General features: G+C 35.6%; 15 protein-coding genes. 12 read left to right on the top strand and 3 right to left on the bottom strand.

Annotated elements, in window-relative coordinates:
- Positions 1-70: 70 nt before the first annotated feature.
- From EKM00_RS02170 to EKM00_RS02180, 3 genes are all read right to left on the bottom strand, one after another.
- A complete protein-coding gene (locus EKM00_RS02170; RefSeq protein ID WP_126515071.1) occupies positions 71-556 on the bottom strand; it encodes a hypothetical protein in 486 nt (161 codons plus the stop codon).
- A 265-nt stretch (positions 557-821) separates the two neighbouring features.
- A complete protein-coding gene (locus EKM00_RS02175; RefSeq protein WP_126515072.1) occupies positions 822-2,402 on the bottom strand; it encodes an NADP-dependent glyceraldehyde-3-phosphate dehydrogenase in 1,581 nt (526 codons plus the stop codon).
- A gap of 251 nt (positions 2,403-2,653) precedes the next feature.
- On the bottom strand, positions 2,654-2,965 hold the full coding sequence (locus EKM00_RS02180; RefSeq protein ID WP_126452542.1) for a rhodanese-like domain-containing protein: 312 nt from the start codon (positions 2,963-2,965) through the stop codon (positions 2,654-2,656).
- Positions 2,966-3,238: 273 nt separating this feature from the next.
- On the opposite strand from EKM00_RS02180, the gene EKM00_RS02185 reads away from it, so the two are divergent.
- The 12 genes from EKM00_RS02185 (at position 3,239) to EKM00_RS02240 (ending at position 14,212) form a co-directional block, all read left to right on the top strand.
- Positions 3,239-3,865 carry a Crp/Fnr family transcriptional regulator gene (locus tag EKM00_RS02185; protein ID WP_126515073.1) on the top strand — a complete coding sequence of 209 codons (627 nt, stop codon included), beginning with the start codon at positions 3,239-3,241 and terminating at the stop codon, positions 3,863-3,865.
- Between the two features lie 68 nt (positions 3,866-3,933).
- The gene (locus EKM00_RS02190) at positions 3,934-4,722 is read left to right on the top strand and encodes a sulfite exporter TauE/SafE family protein (RefSeq protein WP_126452546.1); all 789 of its coding nucleotides are present in this window, start codon (positions 3,934-3,936) and stop codon (positions 4,720-4,722) included.
- Positions 4,723-4,802: 80 nt separating this feature from the next.
- Entirely contained in the window at positions 4,803-6,218 is a 1,416-nt protein-coding gene (locus EKM00_RS02195) for an MBL fold metallo-hydrolase (protein WP_126515074.1), read from the top strand.
- A gap of 59 nt (positions 6,219-6,277) precedes the next feature.
- Positions 6,278-7,114 (top strand): methyltransferase domain-containing protein, encoded by an 837-nt coding sequence (locus EKM00_RS02200; RefSeq protein WP_126515075.1) that lies wholly within the window; start codon positions 6,278-6,280, stop codon positions 7,112-7,114.
- Positions 7,115-7,332: 218 nt separating this feature from the next.
- A complete protein-coding gene (locus EKM00_RS02205) occupies positions 7,333-7,788 on the top strand; it encodes a MarR family winged helix-turn-helix transcriptional regulator (RefSeq protein WP_126452549.1) in 456 nt (151 codons plus the stop codon).
- A gap of 14 nt (positions 7,789-7,802) precedes the next feature.
- Positions 7,803-8,435: an NAD(P)H-dependent oxidoreductase gene (locus EKM00_RS02210; protein WP_126515076.1), complete on the top strand. Its 633-nt coding sequence runs from the start codon at positions 7,803-7,805 to the stop codon at positions 8,433-8,435.
- A 35-nt stretch (positions 8,436-8,470) separates the two neighbouring features.
- The gene (locus EKM00_RS02215; protein ID WP_126515077.1) at positions 8,471-9,040 is read left to right on the top strand and encodes a YceI family protein; all 570 of its coding nucleotides are present in this window, start codon (positions 8,471-8,473) and stop codon (positions 9,038-9,040) included.
- A gap of 361 nt (positions 9,041-9,401) precedes the next feature.
- Positions 9,402-10,802, top strand: coding sequence for an anthranilate synthase component I family protein (locus EKM00_RS02220; protein ID WP_126515078.1), 1,401 nt, complete (start codon positions 9,402-9,404; stop codon positions 10,800-10,802).
- A gap of 144 nt (positions 10,803-10,946) precedes the next feature.
- Complete coding sequence (locus EKM00_RS02225) at positions 10,947-11,513, top strand: anthranilate synthase component II (RefSeq protein ID WP_126452557.1); 567 nt, start codon at positions 10,947-10,949, stop codon at positions 11,511-11,513.
- A 73-nt stretch (positions 11,514-11,586) separates the two neighbouring features.
- The gene (gene trpD / locus EKM00_RS02230) at positions 11,587-12,579 is read left to right on the top strand and encodes an anthranilate phosphoribosyltransferase (protein WP_126515079.1); all 993 of its coding nucleotides are present in this window, start codon (positions 11,587-11,589) and stop codon (positions 12,577-12,579) included.
- A gap of 87 nt (positions 12,580-12,666) precedes the next feature.
- A complete protein-coding gene (gene trpC, locus EKM00_RS02235; RefSeq protein WP_126452561.1) occupies positions 12,667-13,446 on the top strand; it encodes an indole-3-glycerol phosphate synthase TrpC in 780 nt (259 codons plus the stop codon).
- 64 nt (positions 13,447-13,510) lie between these two features.
- Positions 13,511-14,212, top strand: coding sequence for a phosphoribosylanthranilate isomerase (locus EKM00_RS02240; protein ID WP_370453916.1), 702 nt, complete (start codon positions 13,511-13,513; stop codon positions 14,210-14,212).
- The last annotated feature ends 1 nt before the right edge of the window (position 14,213 follow it).

Here is a 14,213-nt window from a genome sequence, read left to right on the forward strand (position 1 = left end):
TATTTGAATCTTGTTGGCAGAAATTGCACTTTTGATGTTTTGAGAAATATTTTTTATGCTGTTGAATTAATTATTTTACACCAACACAATCAACACTTATAAATTTATATTTCACGTTATCAAAATCTATAGGTACGCCTTTCACAAAATAAGAAGCTCCTAAATAAGTTTCAATTTTTCCATTACCTAAAATGAGTTCGTTCCCATTCTTTAACATTGCCAATGGATTTTTATACGTTATTTTATCATAAGTTCCTTGAATAAACGAGTAGTCAGCAAATAATGTATCGCCTCGGAATTCGCCGTTGATTTTTCCAGTTTTTTTGGGCATGTTAAAAATCTTCATCACCATGTTTCCTGTAATTTTTCCGTTTTGCAGAGTGCTAATTTCTAAATCAATGGTGTCATTTTCGAACAAAGCTTTATAACACTGAACGTTTATTGGCTTTTCAGCTTGGGCTTGCACAGCATCTGTAGCGTTCAGATTTTGATTTTTTTTACAACTTTCGAACCCAAAGCAAGCTAACAGTAAACAAAAAAGGATTAGATTTTTCATGTAAGTATATATTTAGTTAATAATTGCACTTCGTAAAAAGTATAAAGATAAAGTTTCTTTTTAAGCTTTTTAGATAATTTCACCTAAATAAGGATTTGTCCATCAGGTATTAATTCTATAAACCCTACTATTTTATGGCGCTATTAGCAGGTGATGTTTTTGAAATATGTCGTTTAAAATCCTAAAATATATTTCAAAGAGGAATACTAAGGCCAAAAAAAAGCCGGCTCGAAAAAATGAGCCGGCTTTTTTTGATTATAAAAGATTATAAAATATAATCGGTATTAATAAAATTAGATTCTTTACTGCTCAATAATTCCTGTAAAATAGCATTGTTATAGGCATTGTCTTTAGAGGCTACAAAGGTTCTAATTGAGAACGAGCGCAACGCATCATGAATACTCAGTGTTCCTACTGCTGAATCTTTTCGTCCTGTAAACGGTAAAACATCCGGACCTCTTTGGCAAGAACTATTCAGGTTTACTCTGCACACTAAATTCACCAAAGCATCAATAAGTGGCGCAATAGTTTTAATATCTTTTCCAAATAAACTTACTTGTTGCCCATAATTCGATTCGGCCATATCATTCAAAGGTTCCTGAATGTCTTTGAAAGAAATAATAGGCACCACAGGACCAAATTGCTCTTCGTGATACACACGCATTTCTTTATTTACTGGAAATAAAACAGCCGGAAAGATGTAATTAGAATAATGCTGTCCTCCCTTTTCATTAATTATAATAGCTCCTTTACTAGTAGCATCATCAATCAATTCCTGAATGTAAGCTGGTTTTTCTTTTTCTGGTAAAGGCGTCAGAAACACGGAGGCCTCCCACGGATTTCCAAAAACTAAGGCATCCACTTTGGCAGCAAAACGCGTATTGAACTCCTCAACAATAGACTCATGCACATACAAAACTTTCAAAGCCGTACAACGCTGTCCATTAAACGATAAAGAACCAGCAATACACTCTTGGATGGCCAAGTCTAAATCAGCATCCGGAAGAACTATCGCAGGGTTTTTCGCCTCTAAGCCTAGGATCAAACGCAATCTGTTTTTATTAGGATGCTGGTCTTGTAATGCAATCGCTGATGTACTGTTTCCTATCAAAGCCAAAATAGCTACTTTACCGGATTTCATTATTGGAGAAGCCACTTCACGTCCGCGACCGTATACAATATTGATGGCTCCTTTTGGAAAACTGCTTCTAAAAGCTTCTAATAAAGGGGAGATCAACAGCACACCATGTTTTGCCGGTTTAAAAATTACTGGGTTCCCCATGATCAATGCTGGAATGAGCAACGAAAAAGTCTCATTCAACGGATAATTATAAGGCCCAAGGCATAAAACAACTCCAAGTGGTCCTCTACGAACCATCGCGTTTACTCCCTGAACTTTAGAAAAATGAGCACTACGGCTGTTCAATTCTTTTAAACTGTCAATAGTGTCATATATATATTCTACAGTTCTGTCAAATTCTTTTTCAGAATCACCCAATGATTTTCCTATTTCCCACATCAATAGTTTAACTACGTCTGTACGGGTCGTTTTCATTTGAGTAACAAAGTTTTCCATACACTTTATCCGATCCGCCACTTTCATCGTAGGCCATAATCCTTGACCGTTATTGTACGCTGCATTGGCTGCATTTACCGCCTCTAGCGCTTCCGTTTCCCCCATAAATGGAACAGAGCCTAAAATAGTTGGACCATATTCTTCCGTGGATGAAATTGTTGAAAAAACAGGAGTTGTCTGGCCGGTCCATTTTTTTAATTCTCCATCAATTAAGTACGTATCTTGATTTAATAAAGTGCTAATTTTAAATTCTTCTGGTATTACATTCATAAAGATAGATATTATATTTATAATTTGATTCCGCCACGATATGGGTATGTGTTACTTGTTATACTGTTCTACAAAATAAAGACTTAATGACACCTGTATTGAAGCATTATGTTAATTAAACTTACTGCTATTTAATGTATTAATGGTAAAAAAAAGATTCCCTAAGTAGTGTGATTTCTAATTAAACCCACACAAAAAGTGGTGAAATCTATAATTTAAATATTCAAAAGGTGCATTACCCTCTTTGTGCTTTATGGAGCTACTACTTCTCCATCCCATTCAATAATTCCGCCCATTAAATTGTAGGCATTTTCAAAACCAAGCTGATTCATTATTTCGCATGCTTTTGCACTTCGCATTCCGGAGCGACAATACACATAATACTTTTTATTTTTGTCCAAAGCTTCTATTTCAGTTACAAAATCTTGGCCGCTGTGAATATCAATATTGATGGCATTGGCAATATAGCCTTCGCTAAATTCATCTTCGGTTCTCACGTCGAGAATTACTGCATTTTCATCAGCTTCAAATTGAGAAACCCAATCTTCTTGTGTTAAATTCATAATGATGTTTTTTGTAAAAATACAACGTTTTTACCAAACAATAAACGTAACAATTGTTAATTAGATGTTTTTATTAAAAAATCATTTTCGCAAAACATTAAACATCAATAAACTAAAACTAACGCTTGAACTCTTATTAAAAATAGTCTATTAAATCCATAGACAACAAGCCATAAATCAGAGGCTTGGACACTGTTATAGTCTGAAAAACAGCCTTTTTTTTGAGTTTTTTATACTACTTTTACAAGGCATAATATAGAAAAAAAATAAAAAATGCTCGATTCCATAAAAAAAATATTTCCCTTATTTTCTACTGAACTAGTCAAAGATGTGGATGCAAATGCTGCGATCCAATCTTTCAAAACTGGTGATATCATCATGCGTACCGGACAGTACATAAAAAACACTGTATTGGTAATCAATGGGAAAATTAAGGTCTATCGCGAAGATGAAAATGGAGGAGAGTTTTTCATGTATTATTTACAACCCGGTCAGGCTTGTGCCATTTCCATGATATGTGCCACCAAAAATGAAAAAAGCCAAATCATGGCTAAAGTCGTTGAAGATGTTGAATTAATCTTAGTGCCCTTACCCTTGATGGACAAGTGGATGATGCAACACCGCAGCTGGTATGAATTTGTAATTGACACGTACAGAAGTCGTTTTGAGGAGGTTCTCGAAGTCGTTGACAGCATTGCTTTCCGGGCGATGGATGAGCGATTGGAATTTAATCTAAAACGCCATGCCGATGTTTGTGGTTGTAAAGAATTGAAACTCTCCCATCAGGAAATCGCATCAGAGCTTAATACCTCAAGAGAAGTAATATCGCGTTTGTTAAAAAAAATGGAACAACGCGGCATTGTGGCCTTCCACCGCAATAACATTGAACTGTTAAAATAAAATTTACGCCCTGAAGCGGTGTTTTTGTGCAACTATTTTTAAAATCAGAGCTTCAAAAAAATGTTACGATGGAATATTTAGGCTATTTTGCTTCAGTTATTATTGGTCTTTCTTTGGGTTTAATTGGCGGTGGCGGATCCATACTTGCCGTTCCCATACTGGTATATCTCTTTAATATCAATCCTGAACTAGCCACCAGTTATTCGTTATTTATAGTCGGAATAACAGCTATGATTGGGAGCTACAGCCAGTACAAACTTGGTAATTTAAAAATAAAACCAGCGTTAGCCTTTGCGATTCCTTCTCTTCTCTCTTTACTTTTTGTACGAGAAATTGTGTTGCCAAAAATTCCGGCCATTATTTTCACACTCCACCATTTTGAAGTGTCAAAAAATCTTTTGATTCTGATTGTGTTTGCGTGCCTTATGATTGCCACGTCCGTATCGATGATCAAAAAGGCAACACCAAAAAAAACTCTTCAAAAAGACAATTTCGGTAAGATAGCCCTCATTGGACTATTAGTAGGTTTCCTTACTGGTTTTTTAGGCGCTGGTGGTGGTTTTTTGATCATTCCGGCCTTGCTTTTCTTCGCAAATTTACCCATGAAACAAGCTATTGGCACCTCTTTGTTGATTATCTTTATTACTTCGTTAATTGGTTTTGGCGGCGATGTGTTAAACGGTATCAGCATTAATTTCAGACTGCTTTTTACCATTTCGGCAATTGCCATCCTGGGACTGTTCATTGGCACCTATTTATCTAAAAAAATCGATGGCGCAAAACTAAAACCGGCTTTTGGTTGGTTTTTGTTAGCTATGGGAATGTATATTATTATCAAAGAATTTCTCCTGAATTAAAAAAACAGAATGTAGCAATTGTTACCGTTTATCCTAAAAAACAAAAGTACATTTATACCATAAATTAAAAAAACGCAATCATGCAAATCGAACAAATATATACCGGATGTTTAGCACAAGGTGCGTATTATATTACTTCAAATGGGGAAGCAGCCATTATTGACCCGTTGCGGGAAACCCAGCCCTATCTGGATCGATTGGAACGAGATGGTGTGCAATTAAAATACATTTTTGAAACTCATTTCCACGCTGATTTTGTTTCCGGTCACATAGATTTAAGCCGTCAAACTGGTGCTCCTATCGTTTATGGCCCAAATGCAACATGTGAATTTGAATGCATTTCTGCAAATGACGGACAGGAATTCAGCATTGGAAACATCAAAATAAAAGTACTACACACGCCGGGACATACCATGGAAAGCACCACTTTTTTATTGATAAACGAAAACGGAAAAAACCATGCCATTTTCTCCGGTGACACCTTGTTCATTGGTGATGTGGGAAGACCGGATTTAGCCCAAAAAGCGGCACACATGACCCAGGAACAGCTGGCCACAACTTTATTTCATTCTTTACGAACAAAGATTATGACCTTGGCAGACGACGTCATCGTATATCCTGCTCACGGTGCAGGAAGTGCCTGTGGAAAAAACATGAGCAAGGAAACCGTTTCGACCATTGGCGACCAAAAAGCGACCAATTATGCGTTGCGTGCGAACATGACGGAAGCTGAATTTGTTCATGAAGTCACCGAAGGTTTATTGCCTCCTCCAGCTTATTTTGGTATGAATGTGGCAATGAACAAAAAAGGATATGAAAGTTTTGAAAACGTTTTGAATCTGGGAATGCGTGCACTTTCCCCTTCTGAATTTGAAGTAGCCGCTGAAGAAACCGGAGCTTTATTATTAGACACCCGTACTAACGGAGAATTTGCCAAAGGATTTATTCCGCAATCCATAAATATTGGGATTGATGGTGATTTTGCTCCTTGGGTAGGCACTTTAATTGCCAATGTGCAACAACCCATCCTGATTGTTTGTGAACCGGGACAAGAGGAAGAAACCGTTACGCGCTTGAGCCGTGTGGGTTTTGACAACTTAATGGGGCATCTGGCTGGTGGTTTTGATACCTGGGCAAAAGCAGGAAAAGAAATGGATACCGTACATAGAATTACTGCAGAACAATTTGCCAAGGAAGTAAAAATTGGCCAAAGCAAAGTAATCGACATTCGGAAAGAAAGTGAATACTCCGCAGAACATGTTGAGGAGTCCTACAGCAAGCCATTAGCAGCTATTAATGAATGGATCAAAGACGTAAATCCTAAAGCCCATTTTTACCTGCATTGTGCCGGTGGATACCGCAGTATGATTGCGGCTTCAATACTGGAAGCGCAGGGTTTTAGAAATTTTACTGAAATTGAAGGCGGTTTTAATGCTATTGCAAAAACGACTGCTCCTAAAACGGATTTCGTTTGCCAAAGCAAAATTTTGAAATAAAAATAATTTCAATGACAACGGCTGTTTCAAAGTAATGGCTATTTCAAAAAAATAAAATTATGGAGCATCTAAAATGTTGTGTCATTTCTAACAACGAACCGCTGGACCAAGGCTATTGGGAAACACAATACAAAACCAAAACAACCGGTTGGGATTTAGGCCAAGTATCTCCGCCCATACAAAGGTATATCAATACTATAACTACTAAAAACAGTCGTGTTTTGATTCCCGGTTGTGGCAACAGCTACGAAGCGGAATATCTTCTGGAGCATGGATTTACAAATGTTACCGTTATTGATATTGCTCCAACACCTGTTAGAGCTTTAAAAGAAAAATTTAAAAACAACCCTTCTATTAAGATTGTTTTAGGCGATTTCTTTACACATCAGGGAAACTATGATTTGATTATTGAGCAAACTTTTTTCTGCGCTTTGCCTCCAACAATGCGCCAGAAATACGTTTGGAAAATGCATCAACTCTTAGCTGAAGAAGGAATTCTGGCGGGATTATTATTCAATAGAACGTTTGAATCCGGACCTCCTTTTGGCGGAAGCAAAGAAGAATATGAGCTGATTTTTAAAGGTGCTTTTGACTTTTTGAAAATAGAGGTATCTAAAGATTCAATTGCACCAAGAGCAAATTCAGAGTTGTTTATCGAATTAAAAAAAAACAGTCAGGTTGTTGTGAATTTATATGAGCTGGAAGGCATTACAGAGAGCGTCTGTATGGAAAAACTTATAGAAAAACTACTGGCAATTAACAGTGTTTTAAATGTGAGTATCAGCAGTAATTTTGCCCATGTGCTACTTGTGAGTAAAAATGAAATTACAACCGAAACAGTACAGGAAGTGACTGCTTATGACGAAAAGTACACGATCAAAAAAATAAAGAACTAAATTCAGATTCCTTTTTTAGACAGCAAAAATGAAAATATTATTATTTACAAATTGGCATATTATGCGCCGGGTGCGCCTCGTGTTTAGGCTATATTTTTATTTGCACAAGCCAGTATCTTGGATAGCACTTAAAAAATAATTAACAAAAAAACCCAACACTTGTATATACAACTATAAAAAGTGTTACATTTGTACCAACAAATTACATATATACAAATATGAAAATTGAAGAAATTTTAAAAACAACTATACCAATAGATAATTCAAAAAAAATTATCCTTAATGTGTTGTACACACAAAATGTAATTGCAGAAAAATTTAATGAATTATTAAAACCTCACGAAATATCAGGAGAACAATACAATGTACTTCGAATATTAAGAGGCCAAAAAGGAAATCCTGCAAATATGTGGGCCATTCAGGAGCGAATGTTAGCCAAGACCAGTAACACCACTCGATTAGTTGACAAACTACTATTGAAAGCGTTTGTCACTCGAAAAGTGTGTCCTGAAAACAGACGTAAGATAGAAGTTCTGATTACACAAAAAGGATTGGATGTTTTAGCAGTATTAGATCCTAAAGTAATCGCACACGAAGCGTTTTTTTCAAAAAATTTGAGTGCAGAGGAAATCATTCAATTAAATCAATTATTAGAAAAATACAGAAACCAATAAATAGCACATATAATATGAATACCTTTTTAGACCACCAAAATTGGAGATACGCCACCAAAAAGTTTGACGCCACCAAGAAAATATCCAATGCAGATTTAAATATTCTAAAAGAAGCAATCCGTTTAAGTTCTTCTTCCTACGGATTGCAACCTTATAAAGTTATAATTGTTGAAAATCCTGAACTAAGAGCTAAAATTAGACCATCAGCTTGGGGACAATCGCAAATTGTAGAGGCATCACACTTAATTATCTTTGCTAATGAAATTAACTTTGGCACAACCGGAATCGATAATTATTTTAAAAATACTAGTGAAATTAGACAAATTCCTCTAGAAAGTATGAAGGGGTATCAAGATTTGGTGATTAAAAACATCACCTCTCTTCCTGAAGAAATGCGAAATATCTGGACGGCAAAACAAACGTATTTGGCTTTAGGAAATTTATTGAATGCCGCTGCTGAACTTAAAATAGATGCCACACCCATGGAAGGTTTTGTTCCTGCCGAGGTCAATGAAATACTAGGTCTGGACAAATTAGGTTTAAATGCCACTTTAATAGCAACTATTGGCTATAGACACGAGGATGATGCAACACAACACAACAAAAAAGTTAGAAAATCAAACGAAGAATTATTTATCACATTATAATTATTAATCAAATTCAAAATTAAATATTCAAACACATGAAAAATTTCAAATCAATCGCATTAGCATTAGTAGTGGTTTTATCTACGGTATCAGTATCAGCGCAAACTAAAAAAGTTGATGCTGCAAAAAGCACCATCAACTGGACAGGAAAAAAAGTAACGGGACAACATGAAGGAACAGTCAATCTGAAAGATGGCACATTAGTTTTTAAAGGAACAAAATTAGTTGGCGGTACCTTCAACGTAGACATGACCTCACTTGTGGCAACAGACTTAAAAGCAGGTCAAGGCAAAGAAAAATTAGAAGGCCACTTGAAATCAGAAGATTTTTTTGGAATTGAAAAATTTGCAACAGCAACCTTAGTATTTAAAAAACTAGTTACTAAAGCACCCAATGTGTACACTGTAACTGGAGATTTAACAATTAAAGGAATTACGAAACCAGTTATTTTTGATTTAACTACAACTGCAAATACAGCTTCAAGCACTGTAAAAATTGACAGAACAAAATATGATATCAAATACGGTTCTGGAAGTTTCTTTGATAACCTTGGAGACAAAGCAATCTCAGACGAATTTACTTTAGCCGTTGCTATGAAATTCTAATTTTCATTACATTTTTTTTAAACCCCAACAAGCAATTATTGGGGTTTTATTTTAAATAATTCTAGCCTGTAAATTTATTTAACAAAAAAAAATATTTTTTCAACATATTTAATGCCTACTATTTTTGAAAAATCAAATTTCATTTCTATCTTTGTACCATTAAAAAGAATATGAAAATAATTATAAACAATACTTGGTGGTGGAACTATTTACGTCAGTCGTCGTGAACAAAGCTCCTGTAGTATTATTAAAACTATAAATATAAAAGGCTTGTCATCACGACAGGCCTTTTTTTTGTTTCAAATTATAAATTAGAACACACATAGGATGAATCCTGTTGCTATCAAATAACAAAAACACAATGAAAACTTTGATATTAAATACCAAATACAAACAAATCCTGGCAGATACTATAACTCCTGTCAGCGTATATCTAAAAATTCGTGATAAATTTCCAAATAGTTTACTACTGGAAAGCAGCGACTATCATGGCAATGATAACAGCTTCTCCTACATTTGTTGCAATCCGATTGCTTCCATAAAAATAGAAAATGAAATCATCTACAAAACATTTCCTGACGGAAGTTTTGAGAAAATTGAAATTGATGCCAACACCAATATCCCTCAAATAATTCAAGAATTTTCAGGTCAGTTTAAATCAGAGAAAAATGATTTTAAATTCATCAATAATGGGCTTTTTGGATATATTTCGTACGATGCAGTTCGTTACTTTGAAAAAGTATCTATTGCCAAAAAAGAAAATAGCAATACCATTCCTGATGTGTATTATGCCGTGTACCAAAACATAATTGCTATTAATCATTTCAAGAATGAGGCCTATATTTTTTGTCATAGTTTAGATGGTAAAAATAACATTTCAGAAATTGAACAATTATTACAATCCCGAAATATTGCTTCTTATAAATTTGCGAAAGAAGGCGAAGGTTTTTCAAATCTGACGGACGAAGAATTCAAGCATAATGTGGCTTTGGCCAAAAAACATTGTTTTAGAGGTGATGTGTTCCAATTAGTTTTATCCCGAAGATTTACCCAAGGTTTCAAAGGCGATGAATTCAATGTCTACAGAGCGTTAAGAAGCATTAATCCTTCGCCGTATTTATTCTTTTTTGATTACGGTGATTTCAAAATATTTGGTTCTTCGCCCGAAGCCCAAATTATTGTCAAAGACCGTAAAGCTGAAATTCATCCTATCGCAGGAACTTTTAAAAGAACAGGCGATGATGAAAAAGATGCTATTCTTGCCAAAGAACTATCGATTGATAAAAAAGAAAATAGTGAACATGTGATGTTGGTGGATTTAGCCCGAAATGATTTAAGCCGCAACGGTCATAATGTAAATGTAGAGAAATATAGGGAGGTGCAGTTTTTCTCACATGTCATTCACTTAGTTTCAAAAGTAACCGGACATTTACATGAAAAAGCCTCTACGATGCAGGTTGTAGCCGATACTTTTCCAGCTGGAACATTGAGTGGCGCTCCCAAACACAGAGCCATGCAACTGATTGAGGAGTATGAAAAAACAAATCGTAATTTTTATGGTGGTGCTATAGGTTTTATGGATTTTGAAGGCAATTTTAATCATGCGATTATGATTCGGACTTTCCTTAGTAAAAACCATCAATTGCATTCTCAAGCCGGCGCCGGAATTGTAGCCAGTTCAGATGAAGAAAGCGAAATGCAGGAAGTATATAATAAATTGAGGGCCTTAAATGCCGCTTTGGATTTAGCGGAGACAATATAAATCCCCTTCCCAACCCTCCCTGAAGGGAAGGGAGCCAAATGTAAAAAAATTAGCAACTTATGAAGTTGTAAATAAAAATAACAATTAAAAAACCTATTTACCCCAATAGGTACTCCCCTCCTTCGGAGGGGTTGGGGGAGGAAAATGAAAAAAATACTAGTTATAGACAATTACGATAGTTTCACTTACAATTTAGTGCATTATCTGGAAGATTTAGATTGCGAAGTAACCGTTTATAGAAACGATGAATTTGACATTGATGAAATTGCCGTTTTCGATAAAATTCTTCTTTCGCCGGGACCCGGAATTCCGGATGAAGCGGGGTTACTCAAAGCGGTGATTCAAAAATATGGCCCTACAAAAAGTATTTTCGGGGTATGTTTAGGCCAACAAGCTATCGGAGAAGTTTACGGAGGAACGCTTTCCAATTTAGACAAAGTATATCACGGTGTGGCTACCAAGGTGAAAACAGTAGTAGATGATGACATTTTATTTGAAGGATTAGGAAACGAATTTGAAGTAGGACGGTATCATTCCTGGGTAGTTAATGCCAATTTACCGGATGTTCTAGAGGCAACTTCCTTTGATGAAAACGGGCAAGTAATGTCATTGCGCCACAAAACATACGATGTACGTGGTGTACAATTTCATCCCGAGAGTGTGTTGACTCCAAATGGAAAAAAGATGTTGGAGAACTGGGTTAAAAATTAGTCATAAAGTCAAATGTCATAAAGTTGAAAGACTTTAAGGCTTTAAGACTTTCAACTTTAAGACATATGTAAAAATGAAAAATATATTAAACAGATTAATCAATCACGAAATCCTTTCTCAAGAAGAAGCAAAAAACGTACTGGTTAATATTTCCAACGGGAGCTATAACTCGAGTCAGATAGCTGCTTTCCTAACCGTGTATATGATGCGAAGCATCAGCATTGAAGAACTAGCCGGTTTTCGTGAAGCGTTGTTAGAACTGTGCATTCGTGTGGATTTATCCGCTTACAATACCATTGATTTATGTGGAACTGGTGGTGACGGGAAAGACACATTCAATATTTCAACCTTGGCCTCTTTTGTAGCTGCCGGCGCTGGAATAAAAGTGGCAAAACACGGAAATTATGGGGTTTCTTCTATTTCAGGTTCCAGTAACGTGATGGAGAAGCTAGGCATCAAATTCAGCAACGATGCTGATTTTCTAGAAAAATGCATCGATAAAGCAGGGATTTGTATATTACATGCGCCCTTATTTCATCCCGCTATGAAAAATGTGGGACCTATTCGAAAAGAATTAGGGGTGAAAACTTTTTTCAATATGTTGGGACCAATGGTAAATCCATCGTTCCCAAAAAATCAATTGGTTGGTGTTTTCAATTTAGAAATGGCCAGAATGTATGCGTATTTATATCAAAATACTGATGTGAACTTTACCATCCTGCATTCGCTTGACGGCTATGATGAAGTGTCCTTGACGGGACCTACAAAAACGATTACCAGCTCCATGGAAGGCATGATAAATCCGGAAGATTTTGGTGTTCACCTTTTGCTGCAAAGCGAAATCGAAGGAGGGAAAACTATAGAACAATCTGCTCAAATGTTTACTGATATCATTTCCGGTAAAGGAACAGAAGCACAAAATAATGTGATTTGTGCCAATGCGGCCATGGCAATTGCGACTGTTACAAAATGTTCTCCTTTAGAAGGATTTCAAATAGCGAAAGAAAGTTTATTATCCGGTAAAGGACTTGTAGCTTTGAAGAAATTGAAAGATTTAAGTAAATAAAAATAGTTTGAAGTTCAAGGTTTAAAGTTGTTTGCATTTCGAACAACTTTAAACCTTGAACAAATAAAACTTTAAACAAAAAAATAAATGAATATTTTAGATAAAATCATAGTTGACAAAAAAAGAGAAGTCATTCTCAAGAAATCTATCATACCAGTTTCACAATTGGAAGCATCTGTTTTTTTTGAAAAAAAGACGATCTCTTTGAGTACTAATTTACAAAAAAGCACATCCGGAATTATTGCAGAACACAAACGCCGTTCGCCCTCCAAAGCTGAAATAAATTATAGTTTTACGGTTGAAGAAGTAACCAGAGGATATGAAAATGCAGGGGCTTGCGGGATTTCAGTATTGACTGATGGAAAATATTTTGGTGGTTCGTTAGACGATTTGCTTTTGGCAAGAGCCACAGTAAATATACCATTATTGCGAAAAGAATTCATTGTTGATGACTATCAAATATTGGAAGCCAAAGCCTATGGAGCTGATTTAATTCTACTTATCGCAGCAATTTTAACCAGAGAAGAAATCAAATCCTTGTCTGAATTTGCCAAAAGTTTAGGACTAGAAGTTTTACTGGAGGTACACAATCAAGAGGAACTAGAAAAATCAATTATGCCTACATTAGATATGATTGGTGTAAACAATAGAAACCTAAAAACCTTTGAAGTGAATTTGGATTTCAGCAAGCAATTAGCAGCGCAAATCCCAGATGATTTTATAAAAATTTCCGAAAGTGGGATTTCATCAATTGAAGCGATTAATGAATTAAAACCATTTGGATATAAAGGATTCCTAATTGGAGAAAACTTTATGAAAACTGATAATGCAGGTAAAGCTGCAACCGAATTTATCAGCCAACTATAAAAACAACCCTGTTAGGATTTAAAATTCTAACAGGGTTGGGTAAAGTTTAAAAAAATACCATAAAATGAAAAAACACACTGACAATCAAGATACTTCGGCTCGCTCCCCTTCTGGGAGGGCTGTGGTGGGGATTAAGATTTGCGGCATGAAATATCCGGATAATATACGTGAAGTAGGATCGCTCCTACCCGATTATATGGGGTTTATATTCTGGGAGAAATCAGCTCGGTATTTTGATGATGTGATTCCTGATGTACCAAAGTCGATCAGGAAAGTTGGGGTTTTTGTAAATGAAACCGTCGAAATTATTTTGGCGAAAGCTAAAAAACACGATTTGCAGGCCATTCAATTGCACGGTCACGAATCCGTTGCCTTTTGCCAGGAATTAAAAAATAAAACAGATCGTAAAATAGTTATTATAAAAGTATTCTCTGTTGATGATTCTTTTGATTTTGAGGAACTAAAACCGTTTGAAAGCGTTTGTGATTATTTTCTTTTTGATACCAAAGGAAAATTACCCGGCGGAAACGGAACCACATTTGATTGGAAAGTATTAGAAAAATATCCGTCAAGCAAACCGTTCTTCCTGAGTGGGGGAATCGGAATTGATGAAATGGATGCAGTGAATGAAATGTTGAAAACCAATTTACCTCTTTACGCTATTGATGTAAATAGTAAATTTGAAATAGAACCCGGATTAAAAAACATACAATTATGCAGAGACGCGCTGCTGTCCGTCTCTACAGATAACAAAATAAAAAAATAAA

Source organism: Flavobacterium sp. RSP15 (assembly GCF_003968755.1).
GTDB lineage: Bacteria > Bacteroidota > Bacteroidia > Flavobacteriales > Flavobacteriaceae > Flavobacterium.

Coding starts and splice junctions, on each gene's coding strand:
- EKM00_RS02170 (WP_126515071.1), bottom strand. CDS start 556: ATGAAAAATCTAATCCTTTTTTGTTTACTGTTAGCTTGCTTTGGGTTC.
- EKM00_RS02175 (WP_126515072.1), bottom strand. CDS start 2,402: ATGAATGTAATACCAGAAGAATTTAAAATTAGCACTTTATTAAATCAA.
- EKM00_RS02180 (WP_126452542.1), bottom strand. CDS start 2,965: ATGAATTTAACACAAGAAGATTGGGTTTCTCAATTTGAAGCTGATGAA.
- EKM00_RS02185 (WP_126515073.1), top strand. CDS start 3,239: ATGCTCGATTCCATAAAAAAAATATTTCCCTTATTTTCTACTGAACTA.
- EKM00_RS02190 (WP_126452546.1), top strand. CDS start 3,934: ATGGAATATTTAGGCTATTTTGCTTCAGTTATTATTGGTCTTTCTTTG.
- EKM00_RS02195 (WP_126515074.1), top strand. CDS start 4,803: ATGCAAATCGAACAAATATATACCGGATGTTTAGCACAAGGTGCGTAT.
- EKM00_RS02200 (WP_126515075.1), top strand. CDS start 6,278: ATGGAGCATCTAAAATGTTGTGTCATTTCTAACAACGAACCGCTGGAC.
- EKM00_RS02205 (WP_126452549.1), top strand. CDS start 7,333: ATGAAAATTGAAGAAATTTTAAAAACAACTATACCAATAGATAATTCA.
- EKM00_RS02210 (WP_126515076.1), top strand. CDS start 7,803: ATGAATACCTTTTTAGACCACCAAAATTGGAGATACGCCACCAAAAAG.
- EKM00_RS02215 (WP_126515077.1), top strand. CDS start 8,471: ATGAAAAATTTCAAATCAATCGCATTAGCATTAGTAGTGGTTTTATCT.
- EKM00_RS02220 (WP_126515078.1), top strand. CDS start 9,402: ATGAAAACTTTGATATTAAATACCAAATACAAACAAATCCTGGCAGAT.
- EKM00_RS02225 (WP_126452557.1), top strand. CDS start 10,947: ATGAAAAAAATACTAGTTATAGACAATTACGATAGTTTCACTTACAAT.
- trpD (WP_126515079.1), top strand. CDS start 11,587: ATGAAAAATATATTAAACAGATTAATCAATCACGAAATCCTTTCTCAA.
- trpC (WP_126452561.1), top strand. CDS start 12,667: ATGAATATTTTAGATAAAATCATAGTTGACAAAAAAAGAGAAGTCATT.
- EKM00_RS02240 (WP_370453916.1), top strand. CDS start 13,511: ATGAAAAAACACACTGACAATCAAGATACTTCGGCTCGCTCCCCTTCT.